Origin of the sequence: Priestia sp. D3YE.R1 (assembly GCF_049199565.1) — a bacterium.
Lineage (GTDB): Bacteria > Bacillota > Bacilli > Bacillales > Bacillaceae_H > Priestia > Priestia aryabhattai.
The window spans coordinates 1877092-1902283 of sequence record NZ_JBLTHW010000001.1; the positions used below are offsets into that span (position 1 = coordinate 1877092).

A 25192-nucleotide genomic window follows, 5' to 3' on the forward strand; every position below is an offset into this window, starting at 1 on the left:
ATTCTTTAATCGATGAATTGCCCTTAAAGTGTTAATCAGTACTTAACACTTTAAGGGCAATTTTATCATTATTAGATTTAAGATATAAAAAGTCAGCAACACATTGTATAGAGAATAGAAATATATAAATTTGTAGTGAAATTAAACAATACAATCGAGCTGTATTTCCAAATTATCCAATAAAATTACCTGTATATCTTTTAGAAAATCTAAAAATTAAAAATATTTCTTATACATCTTATTAAGGAATCATCCACGACAATACATTAGATTGTAAAAATGTTAATACGCAGACAATCAGCAGTAAAAATAAGCTGTGCTTCACCGTAAAACGAAGCAAATCGGACTCTTTTCCGGCCAACCCAACTGCAGCACAGGCAACGGCGATGGACTGCGGTGAAATCATTTTACCGGTTACTCCCCCAGAAGAGTTTGCTGCAAGCGCAAGAAGCGGGTCCATTCCAATAGACGTAGCCGTGATTTTTTGCAAGTTGCCGAACAATAAGTTGGCTGATGTATCTGATCCAGTAATAAAAACACCAAGCCAGCCGAGTACAGGAGAGAAAAAGGGAAATAACGCGCCTGTTTTAGCTAACAGCAGTCCTAAGGTTGTACTCATTCCAGAAGCATTTGTCACGTAAGCAAATGCAACAACGGACATAATTGTAAGCAGCGGCAGCGCTAATTCTTTGCACGTCTCCTTAAATGTAATAAACCAGTCTTTCCAAGAGATGTTGACAATAAATTTTGTGACAACAGCAGACAACAGGATAGCTGTTCCGGCAGCGCCTAGTAATTCTAACTTATACACTGCCGCAATCGGTTCTCCATTTCCATTTAAAATTAAATTATTTAACCAAGGTACTTCTGGCATAAACGTTAAATAATGTCCGATGGAATTAATAGCGCCCAAAAAAGCGTTAGCTCCTTCATAATGTCCTGTCAAAGCGGTTTTAATTTGAGGAATTCCCCATACAGAAATAAAGATCGTTAAAATTAAAAAAGGTGACCACGCCTTTGCAATTTGAGCTCCCGTGAATGCGGGTTGATCTGGAGTTTCTTTTGGCTCAGCTGAAGCGGAAGCTACTTCATGTGCTGCTTTTTCAGATTGAAAACGGAACGTTGTTTTTGGTTTCCAGAATTTTAAGAAAATAGCGAGCGCAAAAAGTGAAACGAGTGCCGATAAAATATCAGGAAGTTCAGGTCCTAAAAAGTTAGAGCTGACAAACTGTGTAAGAGCAAAAGAGACGCCGGATACTAGAATAGCAGGGAGTACTTCTAATGTTTTCTTAAATCCAGCCATTACAAAAACCAAATATAGCGGAATAAATACAGAAATAAAAGGAAGCTGGCGGCCTACCATTTTAGAGATTTCCATTGCCGCTACTCCAGTAGGACCTTCCATAGCAGTGATAGGAATACCGATTGCACCAAAAGCAACGGGTGCTGTGTTTGCTAATAAACATAAGCCAGCGGCATACAGCGGATTAAAACCTAGCCCTACAAGCAAAGCTGCTGAAATCGCAACAGGTGCACCAAAACCAGCGGCACCTTCAAGAAAAGCCCCAAACGAAAAAGCAACTAACAAAGCTTGAAGTCTGCGATCTTCTGTAATAGATACGACAGAGGTACGAATAATATCAAACTGACCGGTTTTTACGGTTAGTTTGTAAAGAAAAACAGACGTAATGATAATCCATCCAATCGGCAGTATACCGTATACGGCTCCTTGACTAGCTGACATAAAAGCCATGCTAGCCGGCATTTTATAAGCAAGTATTGCAACGGCAAGTGCGACCAGTAAAGTTGTAACTCCAGCCATATAACCTTTCATTCGTTTAATAGCCAGAGCCCAAAAGAAGTAAAGAATAGGAATCAAAGCGATTAATGAAGACCAAATGACGCTGTTTCCTACAGGAGTGAACTGCTGTGTCCATGTCATAACTAACACCTCATTTTCAAATTAGTGAACTACGAAACAATCAAAACTACGATGATAAGGTCATCTGATGACTTATGTAAAAATGAATTCGCTTACATTATATTCTAATCCTTTTGTGATAGGCAAGTACTAAAAGGAACTTTTTTTCAAAAAAACGGACATTTTTTTGTAGATAAGAAGAAAATATTGGTTGAAAATCCCAAGAATAGGTGATTTAATGATTGTAAGCGTTTTAAATATATCTTTCCATCTATTCTACTAATTATTCTTCTTATTAATCTACTACTTTTAGTCGTATTATATATGGCACTTCTTTATGTTATTAGTGAAACGGTGTTTGCTATTACAAAACGAGAGGAGTCAATTTATTGAGTACGTTGAAGCTTCCAGGTCATTTAAAATCCATTTTATCTCATCCTTCCACACTTGAAGAACAGCATATGAATCACTTCCTTGGAAATAACGGATCCCTTCATGTTAAGCCAACTTCAGAACAAGAAATAGCAGCCGTTTTAAAGTATGCGGCGGAACACGGAAAAAAAGTCGTCATTGAAGGGAACGGTACAAAAAAAGGGTTTGGCGGACTTATAGATACAGTAGACCTTTTGCTTTCGCTGACTGAATACAGCGGAATTGTTGAACATACAGTAGGTGATATGACAGTTACTGTAAAAGCTGGTACGCCGTTTGAAGAGCTGCAAACGTATTTAAAAACGTACAACCAGCAAATTTCACTTGATCCAGCTCTAAGAGACTACGCTACAATCGGCGGAGTTATTGCAGCGAATGAAAGTGGTCCAAAGCGCTTGTGTTATGGATCAGCGCGAGATGCAGTAATCGGTATGAGAGTCGTATATTCAGATGGAACCATTGTTCGTTCAGGCGGAAAAGTCGTCAAGAACGTGGCTGGCTATGATATGAATAAGCTGTTTATTGGTTCAATGGGAACGCTCGGCGTTATTTCAGAAGTAACGTTAAAGCTGCGTCCGCTGCCTAAGTATCAAAGCGTTCTTTTTCTTTCGTTTTCAAGGGGCAATATCGAAGAAATCCATGCTTTTGTTAGCAAAGTCTTAGATTCCATGATAGAGCCCGTTGCTTTGGAATTATTAAATCCTTCTCTAGCTGAAGATGTAATAGGGCAGCATCTGTTTACGCTTGTAATCAGCTTTGAAGACGTGGAAAGTTCCGTTCATTATCAAGAGAATTACATCAAAAGTATTCAGCCTGCTGATACGATTTTAAAAGTACTGCAGGAAAAAGAAGCCGAGGTGTTCTGGGGATTTTTTAGTAACATTAGTCCAAATGGTGCACTTTGTTCTTCCGAAGAAGAAACGGAAGCCACTTTAAAAGTTGGCGTACCAAATATAAATGTACTTGACGTGATAAACAAAAGTACTGCTTTAAAAACGTCCCTTCCAATGCTGATAAAAGCACATGGAGGAGTTGGACACGGTCTTTGCTCAGTCTACATAAAGGGCTCAGAAGAAGCCATTCTTTCCGTTATCACTTCATTTACTGAAACGGCTAAAACGTACGGAGGATATGTGGTGGTTAAACATTTGCCTTTTATACTGCGCCAAAAAGTAAATGTGTGGGGGGAAAAACCTTCTCATTTTCCGTTACTAGCAGGAATTAAAGCAAAGATGGACGCTAAAAATGTGCTTAACTATAAACGATTTATAGGAGGAATCTAAGTGAATTCAGCGAAAGCGGATATCAAAGATGCTCCATGTCAAAGCGTTAGCAACTATTTGTGGAAAGACGCGCCAGACGAAAAAAAATGGGCGGATTGTGTACACTGCGGAATGTGCTTAGAGTCTTGTCCTACTTATGAAATAACGGGACAAGAGCAGCATTCACCAAGAGGACGCGTTCATCTTATCAAATCGGTAGCAGAAGGAAAAATAAACGTAAATGCACAGTTTACAGACCCTGTTTTTGCCTGTTTGGACTGCCGTGCCTGTACAACTGCCTGCCCTGCAAATGTAGACGTTGGCGGACTCATTGAAGAAGCTCGCGGCCAAATTCGTCAAGCAATGCCTTTGACCGGCTGGAAAGGGATGATCAGCAAATTTTTTCTTAAGGAACTTTTTCCTCATTCCCATCGCTTGGAAGCTGCAGGAAGTTTATTAAAGTTGTACCAAAAAAGCGGGATGCAAAAAATGATGCGCACAACAGGCATGTTAAATATGATGCCAACACATCTAGCAGAAATGGAACATGTAATGCCTAAAATTACCCGTTCTGTTCGAAAAAAATATAAAAAAGAACGCGTTCTAAAAGCAAATGCAGAAAGAAAAGCCGAAGTTGCTTTTTTAACCGGCTGCATTATGGACGTCATGTTCAGCGATATTAACGAAGCGACTCTTAATGTATTAAGAAGAAACGGAAACGACGTTGTTATTCCTCATTCTCAGACGTGCTGTGGTGCTTTGCACGTTCATGCAGGAGACCGAGACATGGGAAGACAGCTTGCAAAAAAAAATATAGAGGCGTTTCAGCATGCCGATACCATTATTGTAAACGCTGCGGGATGCGGCTGCATGTTAAAAGAGTATCCTGAACTATTTAGAGAAGAAGAGCAAGAGTGGCTTGAAAAAGCCGAAGCCTTTGCTGAAAAAGTCCAGGATATTTCAAAATATCTTTACGATACGGGATATCGCCCTCCGCAGGCGAAGCTGCATACGCGCATTACGTACCACGATGCTTGCCATTTAGCTCATGGTCAAGGAGTTAGAGAAGAACCAAGAGATATTTTGCTTTCTATTCCGGGAGTTGAAATGGTTCATATGGCTAACGCGGACCGATGCTGTGGAAGCGCAGGAATTTATAATTTAACAAACCCTGACATGGCGGGAGCCGTGCTTCAAAGTAAAATGGAAAATGTGCCCCATGACGTAGAAATGATTTCAATGGGAAACCCAGGATGTATGCTGCAGATGGCAGTAGGAGTGAAAAAATATGGACGAAGTCAGCAAATTGTTCACACGGTACAGCTTTTAGAGTGGGCCTATCAAAAAGAAGAGGAGGAAGCGCATCGTGTTGAAGAAAAATAGAATAAAAGATCTTCATGTAAAAAATCTTTCTCAACTAGTAGATGCTCATTCTATTTTGTATCACAAAGAAGATTTGCTTGCGTACGACTGCGATGGGTTTACCATTCACAGACACTTGCCTAAAGCGGTGGTATTTCCTCGAAACACAAAAGAAGTTTCTAACATTGTTAAATACTGCAATGAACACGATTTGCCTTTTCTTGCAAGAGGAGCAGGCACAGGACTAAGCGGCGGAGCGATTCCTCTTAATAACGAAGTGGTTATTAGTTTAGTGAAAATGAAGCGCCTGCTTAGCGTGGACTATGAAAACAGACGTGCCGTGGTAGAGCCGGGATTTATTAATCTTAAATTAACCAATTCGATCTCTGAAAAAGGATATTATTATGCCCCGGATCCTTCGAGTCAGTATTGCTGCACCATTGGTGGAAATGTAGCGGAAAATGCGGGAGGGGCACACTGTCTTAAATATGGAGTAACTACCAACCATATTTTAGGGCTAGAGGTGGTGCTTCCAAATGGAGATGTGATTGAGCTTGGCAAGCAAGGTATTCCAGATGAACCAGGATATGATTTATTAGGACTTTTAACAGGATCAGAAGGGACGTTAGGAATCGTTACAAAAATTACGGTACGCATTTTGAAAAACCCGGAAGCCAAACAAACGGTTCTTGCCTATTTCGACCGGGTAGAAGACGGCAGCCAAGCGGTATCAGACATTATATCAGCCGGCATTGTGCCCGCTGCGCTTGAAATGATGGATAAAACCGCCATTGAAGGAGTGGAAGCTGCTGCGTTTCCAGTCGGACACCCTAGAGATATTGAAGCTCTTTTATTAATTGAAGTAGACGGCATTTCAGCCGGTATCGAAGAGCAAATCCTTCGTATTTTAGACGTATGCAAAAAACAAAACGTACGGGAAGTGAAAGTAGCTGAAAGTGAAGAAGAGCGCGCCAGATGGTGGGCAAATCGGAAGACAGGATTTGGGGCGATGGGAGCTATATCCCCTGACTACCTCGTACAAGACGGGGTTATTCCAAGAAGTAAACTGCCTCAAGTGCTGAAGCGAATCAACAAAATTAGCGAAGAAGCAGGTCTTCGTATTGCCAATATTTTTCACGCTGGAGACGGGAACTTGCATCCGCTTGTATTATTTGATGCTAGAAAGCCAGGGGAAACTGAAAAAGCACTCGAAGCCGGAAGCGCATGTTTGCAAGTATGTGCAGAAGTAGGAGGAACGATTACCGGGGAACACGGTGTGGGCATTGAAAAAAAAGAAGAAATGCGATTTGTTTTTAATGAAGATGAAATTCAAGCACAAACGAATATACGAGAAGTATTTAATCCTAAAAATCTATTAAATGCAGGAAAGCTTTTTCCAAGTCCGAGCCGCTGCGCTGAAGTCAAAAAAGAAAAGAAAAAAGTGGGATATTTTTAGAAAATTCTTGAAAATATATTCGCTCGATGATATGATTTTTTTAACAAAAATAAAACGCTGTTTTGTAATAAGAAACAGCACCGCATATGTTCGTCTTAACCATTGTGGCAAAAAGAATTGAAAGCGCGTCCAAATTTAAAATGTAAAAGAATAAGAGGAGGAAACAGACGGTGACAAACTACAAACAAGTTGGAAATCTGAAAGTAGCTCCAGTTCTCTATCAATTTATTAATGAGGAAGCTCTTCCGGGCAGCGGCCTAAGTACAGAACAGTTTTGGTCTGATTTTGAAGCGTTAGTAACCGAGTTAACACCCGTAAATAAACGTTTGTTAGAAAAGCGTGATCAGCTGCAAGCTCAAATTAATGCGTGGCATCAAGAAAATCCTGACGGTGACTTTAACGAATACAAGTCGTTTTTAACGAAAATTGGCTATTTAGAAGACAAGGCAGAAGATTTTCTTATTGGTACAGAAGGAGTAGATAGCGAAATTGCCTATCAAGCGGGACCGCAGCTTGTTGTACCAGTGAATAACGCTCGGTATGCTATCAACGCTGCTAATGCACGCTGGGGAAGTCTCTATGATGCACTTTACGGCACTGATGCAATCAGTGAAGAAAATGGAGCTTCGCGCACAAGTTCTTATAATCCAATTCGAGGAGAAAAAGTTATTGCGTTTGCGAAGAGTTTTCTTGATGAAGTTATTCCGCTCGTTCAGTCTTCTCATGCAGAAGTGGTTCAGTACAGTCTTGAAAATGGAAAGCTTGTCGCTCAATTAAACGATGGCAGTTTAACAGAGTTACAGGAAGAAGATAAATTTGTAGGGTATCAAGGAGAAGAAAAAAGCCCTGATGCTCTTTTATTCAAAAACAACGGCCTGCATTTTGAAGTTCAAATTGATCGTACGGATTCGATTGGTAAAACAGACGATGCGGGTGTAAAAGATATTTTAATGGAAGCAGCTCTTACGACGATTATGGACTGTGAAGATTCAGTAGCGGCAGTAGACGCAGAAGACAAAGTAGATGTTTACCGCAACTGGCTGGGATTAATGAAAGGTGATTTGACGTCTACTTTTAAAAAAGGAAGTCAAAACATGACAAGGCGTTTAAATCCAGACCGTACCTATATTTCTCCCGACAAGGAAAAGATTTCACTGTCTGGCCGTTCACTTATGTTTGTTCGAAACGTTGGGCATTTAATGACAAACAGCGCTGTTTTAGATCGAAATGGCAACGAAATCTATGAAGGTATTTTAGACAGCGTAATTACTAGTTTAATTGCCAAACACACTTTGCTTAAAAACGGTACGTATCAAAATTCTAAAAAGAGCTCTATCTATATCGTTAAACCGAAAATGCACGGCTCCAAAGAAGTAGCTTTTGCCAACACGTTATTTAATTCAATTGAAGATATGCTAGGGCTTGAGCGTCATACAATTAAAATCGGCGTAATGGATGAAGAGCGCCGTACAACGCTTAATTTAAAAGCGTGCATCAAAGAAGTAAAAGACCGAGTGGCGTTTATTAATACTGGATTCTTGGATCGAACAGGTGACGAAATTCACACTTCTATGGAAGCAGGCGCCGTTATCCGTAAAAATGATATGAAGGCGTCTAAATGGCTTCAAGGCTACGAACAGTCTAATGTAAATGTAGGGTTAGCAAGCGGGTTCCAAGGCCGCGCTCAAATCGGAAAAGGCATGTGGGCAATGCCGGATATGATGGCCGAAATGCTTAAGCAAAAAGTGGGGCATTTAAAAGCAGGAGCGAATACGGCATGGGTGCCTTCACCGACTGCAGCGACGCTCCATGCTCTTCACTACCATCAAATTGATGTAAGAGATGTTCAAAATGAATTGCTTACTCAGTCTACCGATCTACGAGATGATATTTTGCAAATTCCTGTGGCAGAAAAACCAAATTGGAGCAAAGATGAAATCCAGCAGGAGCTAGACAACAACGCTCAAGGAATACTTGGCTATGTAGTAAGATGGGTCGACCAAGGAGTAGGGTGCTCAAAAGTACCGGATATTAATAATGTAGGGCTGATGGAAGACCGGGCAACGCTTCGTATTTCCAGTCAGCACGTAGCCAACTGGCTTCATCATGGAATTTGTACAAAAGAACAAGTAACGGAAACGCTAAAGCGAATGGCAAAAGTAGTAGATCAACAAAATGAAAATGATCCTCTGTATCAGCCAATGTCATCGAACTACAGCACATCTATTGCTTTTCAGGCAGCCTGCGATTTAGTATTTCAAGGCTATGATCAGCCAAACGGCTATACGGAGCCGATTTTACACCGCCGCCGTATCGAAGCAAAGGCAAAAGCAGCTATAAAACAGTAAAAAAAAACGGCCTGTCAGCATAGAGATGGCAGGCTGTACTTACATCTTAAGAACCTGACTACCTACGATCCTTATTAAAACACAGCAAATGGGAAAAGGAGTTATGTCATGAAATTTGTAAGGTTCGCTGTACAAGATAGCCGTCATACAGGTGTACTAAAAGAGGATGCGATCAGCGTTATTGAAGGAAATATATTTGAGAAATGGAACTATACAGGACAGACTTTTTCAGTAAATGAAGTAAAGCTTTTGGCTCCTTTAGAGCCGAATCAAATTATTGGAATAGGCGCAAATTATGCAGCCGCAAAGTCGGAGCTTCCAAAGGAAATGCCTTCTATTCCTGTCTTCTTTTTTAAGCCCACATCTTCTGTGATTGGTCCAAACGAAGACATTGTTATTCCAACTGCCATTAAGCACGTTAAGTTTGAATCCGAGCTTGCGGTTGTTATTGGAAAAGAGGCAAAGAACATCGCAAAAGAAGACGTACGGGATTATATATTTGGGTATACAATTGGAAACGATGTAACGGCTCCGGATTATTTTCATGAAGACGGGCACTGGACCATTGGAAAATCCTTTGATTCGTTTACGCCTCTTGGACCCGTAATCGAAACGGAGCTTGATTTTAAGTCAATTCACGTAAAAGCGTTTTTAAATGGCGTTGAAAAACAAAACAGCTCGACAGATTTAATGATTATTTCTGTTGGAGAAATGATCGCTTACCTATCTACTGTTATGACCCATAAGCCGGGAGATGTGGTTTTAACAGGAAGTCCGGTCGGCGCGGAACTGGTGAGCGCAAACGATGTTATTGAATGCACCATCGGAGAAATTGGAACTCTCCAAAATCCATTTGTTGCAGAGAAAGAACGTGTAAACGTATAAAAGTGATAAAAAAATGCCCGGCAGTAAAATGACACATAGAGGAGAGAAGAAAAATGGAGAGAGAAAATATGGTTAAGTCTGTAAGCCGGGCATTGGATATTGTCACAATTGTCAGCATGGAAAGAGAAGGGGTAGGAGTCACAGAAATTGCAAAGCAAATGGACATTAATAAAAGCTCCGTATACCGTATTCTAACTACTCTTGCTCAGTATGGGTATATTGAACAAGATCAAGAAAGCGGGCGGTACAAGCTTGGGTATAAGTTTTTAGAAGTAAGTTCAAAGCTTTTAGATTCTATTGATTTACGGACAGAAGCAAAGCCGTTTTTGCAAGAACTTGAAAGTGAAACAAATGAAGTTATTCATCTTGTTGTCTACGATCAAGGTGAAGTAGTGTATATTGAAAAATTAGAAGGAAATCAGACGCTGCGCATGCATTCAAAAGTGGGGAAAAGAGCACCAATGCATTGCACCTCCGTTGGTAAAGCTATCCTAGCTTTTTTACCGCTTAACACGGTAACAAGCATTCTTGAAAGAAAAGGCTTACCAGCTCATACCGATCACACCATTACAGATGAAGAAAGCTTTCTTCGAGAACTTTCAGAAGTGAAACAAAAGGGATATGCGCTGGATTTAGAAGAAAATGAATATGGAATTACCTGCATTGCAGCGCCTATTTTTGATCACCTTGGTCAAGTCGTCGCTGCAGTCAGTATTTCTGGTGCTACGATGCGTATGACAAATGAGCGCTTAACATATCTTCAAGAACGCATGGTTGATATAGGCAAGAACATTTCGGAGCGGCTCGGCTACAAAACTGAATCTGTGAAAGACAAAAGTTTGTTCTGATTCTTAGAGAACAAACTTTTGCTATATAATAATCTATAAAATAACGTAATTATATTATGTAAACTATAAGTTAGGATTTTTAATTGGCGTTTTATTCATGATACAATGAAGTTGTTAGAATATATACGTAAAGGAGATAAATTATGGAACAGTTTGAGCGCAATATTGAAAAGTACGCCGAGCTGGCTGTAAAAGTCGGTGTAAACATTCAAAAAGGGCAAGTATTAAATATTAATGCCGATATTTCTTCCGCTGATTTTGTTCGTGAAATTGCGAAAAAAGCGTACGAAGCTGGAGCAAAGTCTGTTGATGTAGACTGGCATGACGATCATTTAGTTCGTTTGAAATATGAAAAAGCGGATGAATCTGTATTTAATGAATTTCCTGCTTGGAAAGCTCAAGCAAGAGAAGAGCTTGTGAAAAACGGAGGCGCTGTTTTATCTGTAATTTCAAGCGGTCCTGACTTACTAAAAGGAGTAGACGGCAAACGTATTGCTGCGTTCCAAAAAGTAAGCGGAAAAGCAATGAAAAAATTCCGTGAAGCAATCCAATCCGATAAAATCAGCTGGTCCATTGTAGCTGTTCCTTCAAAAGACTGGGCAGCTAAAGTATTTCCTGACGTTCCAGAAGAACAGCAGCAAGAAAAACTGTGGGAAGCTATTTTTAAATCCGTGCGCGTAGACCAGGAAGATCCAGTGGCCGCATGGGAAGAGCATAATGCTTCATTACATACAAAAGTAGACATTTTAAATGAAAAGAAATTTTCTAAGCTTCACTATAAAGCGCCAGGAACAGATTTAACAATTGAGCTTCCTGACAAACATATTTGGGTTGGCGCAGGCAGTGTGAATGAAGACGGCAACTCGTTCATGGCCAATATGCCAACAGAAGAAGTATTCACACTTCCGAAAAAAGACGGCGTAAATGGTCAAGTAACGAGCACAAAACCGCTTAGCTACGCAGGAAACTTAATTGAAAACTTCACGCTAACATTTGAAAACGGAAAAATTGTTGATGTAAAAGCAGAAGAAGGCGAAGAAACGTTAAAGCACTTAATTGAAACAGATGAAGGTGCCAAATACTTAGGCGAAGTAGCCTTAGTACCGCATCAATCGCCAATCTCTCAGTCAAACATCATTTTCTACAACACGCTGTTTGACGAAAATGCATCCAACCATTTAGCCATCGGCAGCTCGTATTCCTTCTGTTTAGAAGGCGGAAAAACGATGTCTAAAGAAGAGCTATCACAAAACGGAGCAAACGACAGCATCACCCACGTTGACTTCATGATTGGCTCAGCTGAAATGGACATCGACGGCATCAAAGCTGACGGTACAAGCGAGCCTGTGTTTAGAAAAGGGAACTGGGCGTTTTGATTTAAACCTTGATGTAATAGGGTTTTAACCACCTTAACCTTCTGATTGGTCACAAGCTGGTCACATATTAACGAATAAGGTATTCAATTTATCAGCCACTTCTTGTTGCATACTCGGCAAGACGTGGCTGTATTGATTTAATGTGATTTGAATGGAAGAGTGTCCAACACGTTCAGAGATAACTTTCACATTCACATTTTGCTGAATCAACATGGTTACATGCGTATGACGTAAATCATGAAATCGTATCACAGGTAGTCCAAGTTTTTTAGCATGATTCTTAAACCTCTTCGATAAAGTAGATGAATCTAAAGGGTTACCGAACTTTGTACAGTTTACTAAGTCATAATCGTTATAATCCGTACCTTGTTTAAGTTTGTTAGATAATACTTTCTTACGTTCTTTTTTCAATTGATTAACGAGCATATCAGGAATATGAATAGAACGTACACCAGACGCTGTTTTAGCCCCTACCTTAAGTTCTTTTGCATACCCGTCATAGATTTGTCTAATGTAGATAACTTGTTTTTCAAAATCAATATCTCTCCATCGTAGCCCTAGGATTTCTCCTTTTCGCATTCCAGTGAGCAAAGCCATAAGAACAATTGTGTAATATCTATTTTGCTTAGCATGAGCAATGTAGTAATTTACTTGCTTCAAGTCCCAAATGCTCATTTCAGACTTTACTTCTCTTGGTATATTCACGTGTATTAATGGATTCTCAGAGATGAGCTTTAAACCATGTGCCTTCTTCATAAGCTGATTCATTAAGAATAAAAGCTTCCGAATAGAATTGTGACTAAGAGAAGAATCTGCTACCAAACTGTTAGTGAACTTTTGAAGAACGATTGGATTTAAATCTTGTAGCTTATAATGACCTAACTTAGGTTTAAGGTGATTTCGATATAAGCACTGATGGTTCTTTAGTGTACTTTTAGCTAGCTGAGTCTGTCTTTCTATAAACCATTCCTTTATAAAGCTGTCTAAATCAATAAGCTGTGGCTCTATAAAAGTACCTAAGTTCAACTCATTTAGTACAACCGCTAAAGCTTTTTCTGCTTCTTTTTTCGTTGTAAAACCACGTTTTTTCTTTTGTCTTCGTTTACCTGTTAGTTCGTCTCTACCAATATCTACTATGAAATAATATTTACCTGTTATTTTATCTTTTTTTATACTTCCTTGCATCTTAAGAGCCTCCTGTATTGCTCTTAAGCTTATAAAATTAAAGGCTTTCTACTAGTATTTTATCATATATGTACTAGAAATAGAAAAAGAGAAAGAGAAGCGGTTAATCAATGAAGTATTATCTTGGCTCTAAGTGAAGATACGGAGGGAATAAGCAAGAGTAATGAATACTAACTTTATAAAGTACCAAATATAAAAATCATCGTAGCATTTCTTTTCCTGTAAATAGGGACAGAGGGGGGGTGTTTTCCACATTTTTGAGATGCTCTTTAGACGTAGAAAGGTATAGCACCTATATCTACACGGTATGACATAAAAGCATAATCCGACACGATAAGTAATCTTAACACATTCACATATATAATCTATTTATTTTATCCATAACACCCTAAATAGTAATTCTAAATAAATAATTAGGTTAAAGAATATTCGCTATTGCATTATTAGAAACGGAAAGATGACTAAAGAAGAAAACGATAGAAATTAGATTAATATCCAATTTAGGGTTAGAAATGGAAAGAGGTTTCCTTTACTCATAATAGTATATTATAATAATTTTATCCAACAGAGACATTTTTAAAATAATAAGATATGTTAAACATAATTATTGACATAAAAGTTATTGCAATAATTATGTTTAACTGTTATATTTTGACATTTTGTACACTTATGTTATTATAATATATGAATTCGAATTCGACTTTTATTATGGAGAGTGATAGTTTATCAATGAATATTGTAAATTATATAAAACTTGTTCTATTTGTAGAAGAGTGAGGTATCACTCAAGGTTTGTTTCTAACGGTCGAGATAAAAGCCATAGAAAGTCTTATTGTCACGATTGTAAATACTTTAAAAAAATTGGCTCTAAGGATATCTTCAATACTAATAAATTAAGAAAGTCTAACATAAAAGTTACAGTAAAAATCAGATCAAAAAAAAGGGTATTTTATAACGTTACGTATGAGCAAGCTATAAACATGGTAAAAGAAAAAAAAGCTGGAATTGTAAATGATACATGTATTCACCAATTTGATTTGAGAGATGTCGTACTAAAAAAGTATAAGCATATTTGTCAGTATTGTGGTGTAAAGGGAAATACCATAGATCATGTAGTTCCTCGTTCAAAGGGGGGTAAGACTGAATTAGAAAACTTAGTGTGTGCTTGTGATAATTGTAACAAAGAAAAAGGAAATCTTTATTTAGAAGATTTTCTGAATATTAAGAATGTATTATTAGGAGTAGAGGGAAATGAAGAAAATTGAATTTACTGAGCAAATTTTAAACCAAATCCAAATTGATTATAATTCTGGTAAAAGTGTTCAAGAGATTGCCTCGTCTCTGAGTTGTTCCAAAAAACTTATCTATAAAAAACTTCACGACATGAATATTACTCTATCAGGAAGAAGAATAAACTTACCCTACGAATTATTAGAGAAGATAAAGAGAGATTATCATTTAGAAAACAAAACTATAAAGGAGATTGCTGAAGAAAATAATTTATCTATGAAGGTTGTAATAACTAGGTTAAAGGAAATGAATGTCCCCCTTCGAAAAGGCGGAGCAAAAATAAAATATACTTGTAACGAGAGCTATTTTGATATTATTGATACTTCGGAGAAAGCATATTGGCTAGGGTTCATTTATGCTGATGGATGCGTAAGTAGAAATCATGGAAACTATATCTTTCAACTTTCTTTGAAAGCTAGTGATTATGGACATTTAAAGAAATTTTTAAAACATATTGAGTCAAATCACTTAATTTATGAAGGGATGAGTGTAAGTGAAAAAATAGGCAATTTTCCGTATGCCAGATTTCAATTCTATAGCAGTCCAAAATTGTGTAAACGTTTAATAGAATTAGGAGCTACAGAAAGAAAATCATTAACACTTCAATTCCCTTCGAATGATATCTTGCCAAATAAGTTTCTTAGTCATTTCATTAGAGGTTTTTATGATGGTGATGGATGTATAAGTTCAACTAAAAGAGGCACACACAGCACTCCAAGTGACAACATTTATGTGGTTACATTTACAGGAACAGCTGATATGTTAGTGGCAATAAAAAGACATTTGCCACTTACTAGAGAAATTGAAGTTAAACCACACGGTGATAATGTATACGAATTAAGAATAAACGGTCAGCAGCAAATTAAGAAGGTGTTAGAGTACCTATATACAGATGCAGAAGTATTTCTTGATAGAAAAAAAGAATCTTTTGAAGAATTTTTAAAATATTTGAAGCAAGTGGAATTGTATAAAAACTATGTAGTTCTTACAAGAGAACAAGCTGAGATAATTAATTTGATTTTTGAAAAATATTTAACTCTTAACACTATAAGTAACGTTAAAAAATTTTTAAATCAGAATGGTTATCGTACATTTAGGGGCAATCTATTTTCACAGCGAGGGATATGCAATATATTAAGAAATAAATCATATAAAGGAGAAGTTCTTGTCCAAGGAAAACTTAAAAATATAGTAAAGACTAATGTTTTTGATAGTGTTCAAAATCAACTGGATAAAAATAGAGATGATGTCGTACTTCGAACCAGAAATATGGTGCAATACATGAAAAATAAAAAGAAACATATCTAAAGATTGTACTGTGTATGAAAAGAGAAAATGAAGAGCAGTTAACATAACTGCTCTTTCAAATGAAAAAGGAAAATATATCACCCTAATTTAGTTTTGTTTCATATAATTTCTTCTTTGGCTATTTTTAGTATTTTTTCTTTACTTTCCTTACTTAGTGTACTTAAATCATTCTCGAGCAACCCTACAAAAAAGTTGAAATTTTCTCTATTCTTCCGCATTGATATTAGTAAAAAATGTAAATTTTGAATAACAGGTTCAAAAGTCTGTGCATTATTATTTATATTAAATGAAAGTTCCATCTTAATTTCTTCATTTTTCTTCTCAAGATTTTTAATTAATTCTATCATCCATTCGCTCTCAAATATCTTTTCATTATAAGCTAATTTGTTTTCTTTATCTTCTTGATCACTACCTGGAGTTTTTTGTTTCTGCGATAACAATTCTTCAATTTCTGCCGCCCTCTTTTCCTCCCAATTAGCAACTTCTTGTGCTTCAGATTCAATTCTTTTTGGAGATTTGATCTGATAAAAATTGTATAAAAAGTCCTCAATATTGCCCTCTGTAAATTCTAAATGCTTCAGTATGTCGTAAGCTGTATTATAATCTGGTTTTTTAATTAATCCTCTCTCCAATTGAGAAATATATGTTTCTGCTTTTCCAATCAGGCGAGATAACTCTCTAGAACCGATGTTTTTCTTTGTTCTCAATGCTTTAATATCTTTACCAAAATTATTAACATTCATATCTATAGCTCCTCAAATAAACAAATTGAATTGTAATATACGTAAATTATAACAAAAAAATGTAATATAAAACTGTCTTTTGTAAATTAAATAAGAATAAATCATTTACACTGTAGCATAAACATGCTACACTTCTTAAGTAAAGAAATTAAGCAACCCTATCTACACCTATACAGTATTAAAAATTCCGATACGATAAGAATAAAAGCCGCATTACTTATAGGTGAAAATAGTTATTACCCTTACTTTATATATATTTTGTCGATAAGTAAAAGTCATTAATCGAAATAAGCAAAGAGTCTTAAAAATGTATAAAGTATATTTTAAACTACAAAAATCACTTTAAAATGTATTGTGAATTCAATATAAAACGTGAAAAAACATGCATGCTACAAAATAAAACTAATAAAAGCTCATAGGCATGAATGAGTAAAAGGAGACTATATGAAACTATTAGAAGAACTTACTACTATGGAAGAAATGGTGCAAGCATTACAAGAGAACAGTATTAAGTATAACTGTAAAATAACAGGCTTTGAAGTTCAAAAAGACACCTATATAAAGAACGATGTTTGTGTAACGTGGTGGGACTACCGTGGTCGTCAAGAGCCAGCAGATATGGTGATAACTTGTTCTAGTCAAGAAGAGCAAGAACATGTTTATGCTAATTGGTGGCTAGCGATTGAGAAAGCTGGTGGCAAGACAAGAAAGGCTTACGAAGAAGAGAAAGAAGAAGCGGCTAAACGTCATATTGAGTGGAAAGAGAGTACAGAGAAAAAGGAACTTGATGAATGGTTTAGGGCTTTGGGAATATAATTAATAATTAATTATAAAAGTAGTAGTGCAGAATAATCACCACCTTAGTGAAAAAGTTGCACTAGGAGTAGTGAAAAAAATGTAAAAGGGTAGTGTGAAATTTGCCCAATATAAGAGAAATTAAATTAGAGGAATAGATAAGAGGATAACTAAACAGGGTCGCTAACGCTTCTAGTCGCTTCGCTCCTTTCTCTTTTATCTCTCTATTTCAAACATGGCATTATTAAGGGAGGCATTCGTTATGACTCAATAAAACTTAGCAGAAATGAGGTCATAACAATGGGAAAATCAACAGTAGGATTTATTAAGTTTAACGTGAGTTTAATGAATGATTATGGGTTAAAGGTAGGAGAAACACTTGTATACGGCGCATTAGTTTCGTTTAGAAATATGAGTATTCAATCCAATACGAAAGATGAACAAGGTCACGTATACGCTTATCCTCCTATCTCAAGTATTGCGAACATTACAGGGCAATCAGAAAGAAGCGTTAAGAGTCATATTCAAGTATTAGAACAAAAAGAATTGATGACTGTCAAAAGGTCATACAAAAAAGGTAGTAAAGAGAAAAATGTAAATCATTACTATCTTAATACTGAGGTTTTAAAAGCCTATTCCTCGGCTGATGCAGCTGCGTTGGTCAAAACTACTAAAGTAAAAAATATTAATACAAAAGAAACATCTAAAAAAACAAGACAAGAAGTGTCCATCGCTGATGCTGAAATTGAAAAATGGTTCACTCATTATCAAGGTGAACACAATAGTAATTCAGCCAAGAAACTAAATCAATTAACTGAGAAATATGGATCAAAAACCGTTGTAAAAGCTATTCATAATGCAATGGAAAATGTTAATATTAACACTCTACTTCAAGGTTCAACAGGTCTTATATTAAGTAGGTTAAATTATGAAAACTTAGAAGATGCAAGGCTACAATTAAAGAATGAGAAAGAAAAGCAAGAACAGTTTTTAAACCAGCCGCTTCCACCCAAACTTGATTATACAGCAGGCTTAAAACGTAAAGAGAGAGAGCGCCCGAAGAATAACGGCATTCATATAACTGAATTGCTTGGATAGTTATTATAAGAAGTAATGACCAGAGATAACTCAGACTTGGGTTATCTCATTTTTTATATTTTAGGCTGTCTTTTACGATAAACATCAAACACAATTTCTCTCTTTCCAAACGTAGCATATGCATTTAGGTGTAGGTTACTGCACAAATACTATCACAATGCTGAAGGCGAATATTTCTGTATCAATTTTTCACTTCGTAGCAGATGGCTTCTTACACATTAGAATTCCAAATATAGTCTCACAGCTCTTAATATGTCTGCTACTTTAAGTACAAAAGCATCGAATGAGGATGCTTTTAGTAGTTTCATTATGTAATTATAGGCTAACCGATCTGTGTTCTATTTTTCTCTTTCACCATCCAATTAACTAACTGGTCTCTGTCGATTAACTTAACATCATTGGAAATTGCTAAATTTATAGCTGGGGCAGTAAAATAATTATTAGTAATAACCCAACATTCATTAACACCATAATAATTTTTTGCTGACGAAATTTCCTGTACTGCTTTTATCCCAACTTTTTTACTATAGCGTTTTGCTTGTACTGCTATCTTAATGCCATTGGCAGCTAAAATAAGGTCTGCCCCATAATCTCCAGATGCTTGTGTTTGTTGTACATTATAGCCCATAGCTTTTAGTAATATTGCTAAGTAGTCTTCGAATGCTCTGCCATTCATTAAATCGACTTGGTAAATGCCAGATTGTAAGAGTTCTTTTTCATATTCGCTTTGTCTTTTATTATTAGCTTTAATTCTAAAGTCTATTGTTATGATAGCGATAATTGCCAATGGGATAAGGAATATTATATTGTCAGGGTCAAACAATATGACATTTACAGTAAAAATAAATGTTATAAATGCAAGAAATATAAGCACAACTTTCCATACCATAAAACTCAGCCTCCTTCATATAGTTTTTAAGTCAAGTTTTAATTATAGCACATATAAACCTGGTCAAAAGTAGTATGATTAATACTTGCGTATCTGCAACAAGAAAAACTGTTTTTTATTGCAATAAGGAATAAGATTAAAGTACGAAAATATAGCTGATACAAGCTCACAGACACTCAGAATTGCTCTGGGTTGCTCGTGTTGGTGTAAGATAATGAAGATCGGTAAACTACTAGATGCGTTATTAATAATAGGAAATATATTGGAGAGAGTTGGAGAGAGCAAAGAAAGAATAGCTAAAAAAAGACGAAGCTGTTCTTACATAATGGGAAATATATGAAGAATTAGTCTATAATATGGAGAGAGTCACGCTTAGAGACTTGCAAAGTTATAATAAATATCGGAGGTCATTTAAAATGGTTAATTATATATTTGATGGAAAGAAGTCTACGTTTAAAAATGACATTGGAGAAGCAATAATTGATTTTAAAAAGGTAAGCAAAAGTCGAGTTGATATAAAAGTTGAAATGAAGCACTACTCGACAAACACTAATGCAACTTATAAAAAATATATTGCGTTAAAAGATGACAAAAATTTGCAGCACTATCCAATTAAAGAATTTGTAGTACAAGGCATAAATGTAGGTGAGTACAATACTATCAAGAAATATTTTACATATCTATTAGGAGAAGAAGGTTACAAGAAATTCAAAGATAACTTTTTAAATGAATACTCAATACGCAAGGCTATGGAGCTGAACAGATTTATGGGAAGAGACTAATAACAGAGATTATAATATTATAGCTGTCTATCTATTAATTATAAAATTTATGTAAACTAAAAGTATTTACAGTGAATAAATCCTATAAACGCTTTATGTTTATCTTATTGAGTGATAACTAATAAAATTTCGATTTTATTAGTTAAAGGAATTATTTATGAATATATCAATGAAAAAATGTTGTACAATTAATTAAAGAAACTTAGGAGAAGAGGTAAAAAGATGTTATCACAGTATACAGACGAGCAGCAAATGGAGGATTTGTCTAGAAATTATATAGAAAGGTTTTTTATTAAGAAAGGATGGAAGTTTAGAAAAAATGATTTGGATAATGATATTGACTTTGAAGTAGAAATTTTTAATAACAATATAACAACTGTAAAGTTTTTCAAAGCTCAATTAAAGTCTGAGAAAGATCCAGATATATCAGTTCATAAAAAAATTGTAAGATATGATTGTCCTGTGAAATTTTTGCGTTTTGCAGAAATATGTGACTTTCCAGTATTTATTTTTCTTTATGATGGTAGCGGGAATGAGAAAGGATATTGGTTATGGGTTCAAGATTATATATTTAAGCACCTAGATAGTGATAGTCCTAATTGGAGAAATCAAACAAAAGCCAGATTAAAGTTCAAACTTGTAGATGAAGTAACAGAGGATCGGAGCTTTTATGATCAACTGGAAGATATAAGCAATAAGGGTATTAACGAAATGATTCAAAGAGGGAAAATTGGGAATGTTAAAGATTTTTACTATACTATGAAAGAGGATGAGGATTCTAGAAATTCTTATTTGACGTTACAAAGAAAAATTTTGGTTGATTATTCGATTTCAACTTCAAAAGAAGCTATGAAACAATTAATTAATGACTCGTATAAAGATTTAATACATAAATATGAAGCCATTTTTACGGATTACTATAATGATATACGACAACTAAATTTTGGGTCACCATTTTGCCGTACAATTACTAATTCTGATAATATAAATAGTGAGGATTTTGGTGTGTTATTAGACTCCAATGATTCGTATGAAAATGTATCAATAGAATGGATTGACAGTCATACAGCAATGTTACATTTGATAAAATCAAAAGAAGTTGGAAAATCAGAATTTTTAAATTATTCTCAAAGACAAAGGAAACTGATAAATGAATTTGCGAAGCAATTCTTTAATCTCTTGAACAATTTAGACTCTGGTAAAACTAACAAAGAAGATTTTATTAAAAATGTTAAAAACATAAAGGCTTATGAACATAATTTCAATGATATTGAAAATGTTTACTTTAAGGAGGATGGCTATCCTCCAAACGACTGTATTGAGTTAAGAAATGTTTTAAATAATACTGTCTTTAATTTTGGAACAGTAATCTATAATATTGATGATATTAATTCTGAAAATGTTAGAGAGGGTCTAAAAATTATAAAAGAACAATTAAAATCGTTGAATGAGATACTTAATCAATAGTTTAGGGAAAGTCACTTTAGTGGCTTTTTTTATTGTATAGAAGAAATGAATTCCTATTATACAATATACTAGAGTGCTACAGATTGTCATACAATTGTTAACTTATGAATGTTGCTATACGGGAGGGTATTCATTTAACAAATACAGTACTAACAAGGGTTTTCGTATACTTGTCTTATCAAAAAAATTAGGTAAATCGTTTTTAAAAAGATGCTGTGATTCGACAAACTCTTTATTTTTTAATATTCTCTAAAAAATTTTAATAATCTCCATGTAAACATATACCATATAGTGCTAAAATCAATAGGAAAATGTAATTATGGGAGAGTGTAAGTGTGTATGAAAATTCCATTCGAAAATTGGTTAATTAAACAAAATATTTCTGTACAAGCAAGCGAATTATTCAAAGAGGCAATCTTATGTTATAAATCTTCTGCATACAGAGCCTCGCTGTTATTCTCTTATTTGACTTTCCAAACAATCCTTAAAGACAGGATTTTAGGAGCAAAAAAGCCGAGCGCACTACCTCAAAGCCTTTGGGATTCAATACAAAAGGATCTCCTTAATGATGATATTTGGGAAAGTAAATTATTGGAGACAGTAAATAGAAAGAAGCCCGCAGAAATATTCCTACTTAGTGAAGAGGTTAGAAAGCAGTATGAATACTGGAAGGATCGAAGAAATGATTGCGCTCATGCTAAAGGTAATCAAATTAGTTACCAGCATGTTGAAGTATTCTGGCTTTTTATTGAATCAAATCTAGCAAAGTTTGTAGTTAATGGAGGAAAAGAATCACTTATTGAAGAAATTAAAGTTCATTTTGATTGGAACTTAACCCCTAGAAATGCTGACTATACAAAGATAATTGAATCTATTACTACAGTAGTAGAAAAACCTGAGCATAATGAATTTCTTCAAAATATTTATGATTATTTTAAGAATAAGAATATATTAACTGACGATACTGTTCTAAGTTTTTGGGCATCTCTGCTAAAAATTGAGGGCGAGTTCTCTAATAGTACAGTGAGATTTTTAGTTGATAAGGGTTCATTCATATTAGAATTATTAATGGCTGAACCAATCCTGGTCGTTTATTTTGGGGATGAAAAACAGTTTATACGCTCTCTTTGGAAAGAGAAGTTTTGGAACTCTTATAAAGTTTACCCATTATTTATTACGATGTTGAGAAATAAGCTGATACCTGAGGAGGAGTTAAGAGAGGCTATTGAAAGGGTTTCAGCAGTCGTAAATGACACACATTTCTTCCGAGTAGAACAAGTGGATGTTGTTTCATTACAGGAGAGTGGATTCTTTGAAATATTTGAGGATTTAGCATTTGGTGATTACAGAAAGATACAAAGCTTTGATTGGGCAAGGGAGAATAAGCATATTATCTGTCTTTATCTGAAAATATATGGACTAAATAGTGATAGAGTTAGCGTTCTTAATGATACATTTAATGCAAAACATATACCTTGGAAATTAGGTGATGCTATAAAAGAATTATTTGAGGAGAGACCTTCAATAAAAGAATCATACATTAAACTAAATGAAGATATAGGTGGGGATCTTCCAGAAAGTTTAGGTTTCAATTAACCTTCTGGAAAATATGATCGCTAGACAGGTCATGAAACCCTGCTGATACTAAAATACCTAAAATAGATAATCTTGGTAGCCAATCATTTTACTAACATTAAAAATCCTATCTCCTTATGGAAGGTAGGATTTTTTGATGAAATATGTCTTAGTGCCTTTCTTGGTGGTCAACGTAGTTTGATATCAATTGTAATTACAATAAGGAATAACTAGCTGTTTTATGCTTTTAATAATATATCGATTTCATTAAGATTATATATTTATAACATTCTATTATTAACTAAAAGAGCGTATTTTATATTGAAACTTTTTGACTATAAAAAGTAATAAAGTTACATTTATTGTTTCTATTATAGTATATTAGATCTTAAAAAGGGGTTTTATGGTTGAAAAAGAAAATGTTACATATATTCTCAATAGTTATAATCAGTAGTAGTTTATTAATTTCATGCAGCAATAGCACTGGTACTAAGCAAGTTGAATCTATGAAAGAAAAACAAAAAGGTAAAGTAATTTCAATACAAAGAGAAATCAAACAGGCTAAGAAATATATTAGAGATAAAGAATATTCTAAGGTTAACGATTTAAGCACCGAAGTATATAATCAGAATGAAAAAGTAAATAAAGATCAATACGAAGAATTTAAGGTATTAGATAGTATTGCCAGTGTGTTTAGTTCAAATTTAACTTATGTTAAATCATCAAACATCAGCGACATCCCAGTGAATTATAAAGGCGAGTTTAAAGCTCAATTAAATCGAGAAAGAGAAGCATTAAAGAAATCTCTAATTAATGACCTTGCAAAAAAAGACTTTAAAACTAATAACTATACTTATACCAAGGCTTATCAACCAGAATATTATTTGTCGTTATACTTTACAAGTATGAAAAATTATAAAATGGAAGAGTATACTTATGCCTACGACATCATTAAAAAGATACCTAATACCTATAAAGGAAAATATGCAGAAGATATAGAAATTGCAAAAGCCCAAATTAAAAGAAAGTCGGATGACGTGACAGACGATTGGGATGCTCGGGAAAAACAAGAAAAAATTCAAAATACTAATCCTCAAATTGGAATGACAAAGGAAGAAGTAATAAATGCTACTCGATGGGGTAAGCCTAATGAAGTTAATCGTACCACTACTCAATATGGAATCGAAGAACAATGGATTTACAGTGGTTATCGTTACCTATATTTTGAAGATGGTAAATTAACTGTGATCCAAGATTGAGAAAATTTGTTGCATTCTAGGGTGAAAAGGAGCTATTTGATTGGCTAGTAAAATACTGAGATTAATTCTAACAATTATAATATGTAGTAGCTTTTTGATTTCGTGTAATAACGGCGATAAGGAAGTTAGTGGCACAAAAGAGATGGTTTCAATACAAAAAGAAATTAATCAAGCTCAAAAATATATAAGCAATAAAGAATATTTTAAAGTTGAAGGTCTTAAAAGTCAGATATACGAAAAAGATGGAAAGATAGATTCTAAGGATGAACAGAAATTTGAAGAACTATATAGTATATCGAAGTTGTTGTCAGAAGATGAGATCTTCTCCAAAACATCTAACCTATCTAATCTTCCTACCGATTACGATGGAGAATTTTCGAAAGAAGTGAAGGAAAGTAGAGAACAACTGAAACAATCACTAATTAAGGATATTCAAAACAAAAACTTTGTAACAAATGATTATAATTATACAAAAGAATATCAACCTGAATATTACTTATCTTTATATATGAGTGCGATGAGTAATTTTGAAGACGAAGATTACAAACATGCTTACAATAACATTGAAAAAATCCCAAATGATTATAACGGACAATTCGCAGAAGAAATTAGTTTAGCAAGAAAGAAATTAAAAGAACGATATGAAGTTGATAAAGAAGAAACAGAAAAGAGTAACGAAATACTGACAGACGCTCAAAAACAGTATGAACTTCAACGTACAAAACCTCAAATAGGTATGACTGAAGAAGAGGTTATTGATAAAACTGGATGGGGTAAGCCTGACGATATTAACCGTACAACCACAGAATACGGTGTAGAAGAGCAATGGATTTATACTTTATATGGTTATGTTTACTTCGAAGATGGGAAGGTTACTGCAATTCAAGAATGAAAAAACTTGTTATAAAATA

At 35.1% G+C, this 25192-nt stretch carries 20 protein-coding genes; 16 read left to right on the forward strand and 4 right to left on the reverse strand.

Features of this window, described 5'->3' with window-relative positions; all coding sequences use genetic code 11:
• Window positions 1-241: 241 nt before the first annotated feature.
• A complete protein-coding gene (locus ACOZIR_RS10045) occupies window positions 242-1942 on the reverse strand; it encodes an L-lactate permease (RefSeq protein ID WP_045295045.1) in 1701 nt (566 codons plus the stop codon).
• Between the two features lie 368 nt (window positions 1943-2310).
• Here ACOZIR_RS10045 and ACOZIR_RS10050 point away from each other — a divergent pair, with 368 nt between their 5' ends.
• The 7 genes from ACOZIR_RS10050 to ACOZIR_RS10080 all read left to right on the forward strand — a co-directional run bounded on the left by ACOZIR_RS10050 (window position 2311) and on the right by ACOZIR_RS10080 (window position 11890).
• Window positions 2311-3636: an FAD-binding oxidoreductase gene (locus ACOZIR_RS10050; protein WP_052942423.1), complete on the forward strand. Its 1326-nt coding sequence runs from the start codon at window positions 2311-2313 to the stop codon at window positions 3634-3636.
• Window positions 3637-4998 (forward strand): (Fe-S)-binding protein, encoded by a 1362-nt coding sequence (locus tag ACOZIR_RS10055; RefSeq protein WP_045295044.1) that lies wholly within the window; start codon window positions 3637-3639, stop codon window positions 4996-4998.
• The gene (locus ACOZIR_RS10060; protein WP_045295042.1) at window positions 4982-6433 is read left to right on the forward strand and encodes an FAD-linked oxidase C-terminal domain-containing protein; all 1452 of its coding nucleotides are present in this window, start codon (window positions 4982-4984) and stop codon (window positions 6431-6433) included. The genes ACOZIR_RS10055 and ACOZIR_RS10060 overlap by 17 nt, the downstream gene beginning before the upstream one ends.
• 170 nt (window positions 6434-6603) lie before the next feature.
• Window positions 6604-8781, forward strand: coding sequence for a malate synthase G (locus ACOZIR_RS10065; protein WP_045295040.1), 2178 nt, complete (start codon window positions 6604-6606; stop codon window positions 8779-8781).
• Window positions 8782-8889: 108 nt separating this feature from the next.
• Window positions 8890-9666: a fumarylacetoacetate hydrolase family protein gene (locus ACOZIR_RS10070; RefSeq protein WP_421535561.1), complete on the forward strand. Its 777-nt coding sequence runs from the start codon at window positions 8890-8892 to the stop codon at window positions 9664-9666.
• A gap of 53 nt (window positions 9667-9719) precedes the next feature.
• Entirely contained in the window at window positions 9720-10514 is a 795-nt protein-coding gene (locus ACOZIR_RS10075; protein WP_034268928.1) for an IclR family transcriptional regulator, read from the forward strand.
• A 143-nt stretch (window positions 10515-10657) separates the two neighbouring features.
• A complete protein-coding gene (locus tag ACOZIR_RS10080) occupies window positions 10658-11890 on the forward strand; it encodes an aminopeptidase (RefSeq protein WP_045295036.1) in 1233 nt (410 codons plus the stop codon).
• Window positions 11891-11950: 60 nt separating this feature from the next.
• Here ACOZIR_RS10080 and ACOZIR_RS10085 read toward each other — a convergent pair whose 3' ends face one another.
• Window positions 11951-13075 carry a tyrosine-type recombinase/integrase gene (locus ACOZIR_RS10085; RefSeq protein ID WP_409405288.1) on the reverse strand — a complete coding sequence of 375 codons (1125 nt, stop codon included), beginning with the start codon at window positions 13073-13075 and terminating at the stop codon, window positions 11951-11953.
• Between the two features lie 980 nt (window positions 13076-14055).
• Here ACOZIR_RS10085 and ACOZIR_RS10090 point away from each other — a divergent pair.
• A complete protein-coding gene (locus ACOZIR_RS10090; RefSeq protein ID WP_421535562.1) occupies window positions 14056-14340 on the forward strand; it encodes an HNH endonuclease in 285 nt (94 codons plus the stop codon).
• Window positions 14327-15673, forward strand: coding sequence for a recombinase family protein (locus tag ACOZIR_RS10095; protein ID WP_409405286.1), 1347 nt, complete (start codon window positions 14327-14329; stop codon window positions 15671-15673). The genes ACOZIR_RS10090 and ACOZIR_RS10095 overlap by 14 nt, the downstream gene beginning before the upstream one ends.
• Before the next feature lie 98 nt (window positions 15674-15771).
• Here ACOZIR_RS10095 and ACOZIR_RS10100 read toward each other — a convergent pair whose 3' ends face one another.
• The gene (locus ACOZIR_RS10100; RefSeq protein ID WP_409405285.1) at window positions 15772-16416 is read right to left on the reverse strand and encodes a helix-turn-helix domain-containing protein; all 645 of its coding nucleotides are present in this window, start codon (window positions 16414-16416) and stop codon (window positions 15772-15774) included.
• A 444-nt stretch (window positions 16417-16860) separates the two neighbouring features.
• Here ACOZIR_RS10100 and ACOZIR_RS10105 point away from each other — a divergent pair, with 444 nt between their 5' ends.
• Complete coding sequence (locus ACOZIR_RS10105) at window positions 16861-17232, forward strand: hypothetical protein (protein WP_409405284.1); 372 nt, start codon at window positions 16861-16863, stop codon at window positions 17230-17232.
• A gap of 279 nt (window positions 17233-17511) precedes the next feature.
• Complete coding sequence (locus tag ACOZIR_RS10110; RefSeq protein ID WP_421535563.1) at window positions 17512-18309, forward strand: helix-turn-helix domain-containing protein; 798 nt, start codon at window positions 17512-17514, stop codon at window positions 18307-18309.
• Window positions 18310-18631: 322 nt separating this feature from the next.
• On the opposite strand, the gene ACOZIR_RS10115 is transcribed toward ACOZIR_RS10110, so the two are convergent.
• A complete protein-coding gene (locus ACOZIR_RS10115) occupies window positions 18632-19198 on the reverse strand; it encodes a restriction endonuclease (protein WP_409405282.1) in 567 nt (188 codons plus the stop codon).
• A 416-nt stretch (window positions 19199-19614) separates the two neighbouring features.
• Here ACOZIR_RS10115 and ACOZIR_RS10120 point away from each other — a divergent pair, with 416 nt between their 5' ends.
• The 5 genes from ACOZIR_RS10120 to ACOZIR_RS10140 all read left to right on the forward strand — a co-directional run bounded on the left by ACOZIR_RS10120 (window position 19615) and on the right by ACOZIR_RS10140 (window position 25173).
• A complete protein-coding gene (locus ACOZIR_RS10120; RefSeq protein WP_409405281.1) occupies window positions 19615-19980 on the forward strand; it encodes a hypothetical protein in 366 nt (121 codons plus the stop codon).
• A 222-nt stretch (window positions 19981-20202) separates the two neighbouring features.
• Window positions 20203-21447 (forward strand): DUF4365 domain-containing protein, encoded by a 1245-nt coding sequence (locus ACOZIR_RS10125; RefSeq protein WP_409405280.1) that lies wholly within the window; start codon window positions 20203-20205, stop codon window positions 21445-21447.
• A 339-nt stretch (window positions 21448-21786) separates the two neighbouring features.
• Window positions 21787-23043: a hypothetical protein gene (locus ACOZIR_RS10130; protein WP_409405279.1), complete on the forward strand. Its 1257-nt coding sequence runs from the start codon at window positions 21787-21789 to the stop codon at window positions 23041-23043.
• 386 nt (window positions 23044-23429) lie between these two features.
• Window positions 23430-24281, forward strand: a complete 852-nt coding sequence (locus ACOZIR_RS10135) for a hypothetical protein (protein ID WP_409405278.1) — start codon at window positions 23430-23432, stop codon at window positions 24279-24281.
• A 40-nt stretch (window positions 24282-24321) separates the two neighbouring features.
• A complete protein-coding gene (locus tag ACOZIR_RS10140) occupies window positions 24322-25173 on the forward strand; it encodes a hypothetical protein (protein WP_409405277.1) in 852 nt (283 codons plus the stop codon).
• Window positions 25174-25192 lie beyond the last annotated feature (19 nt).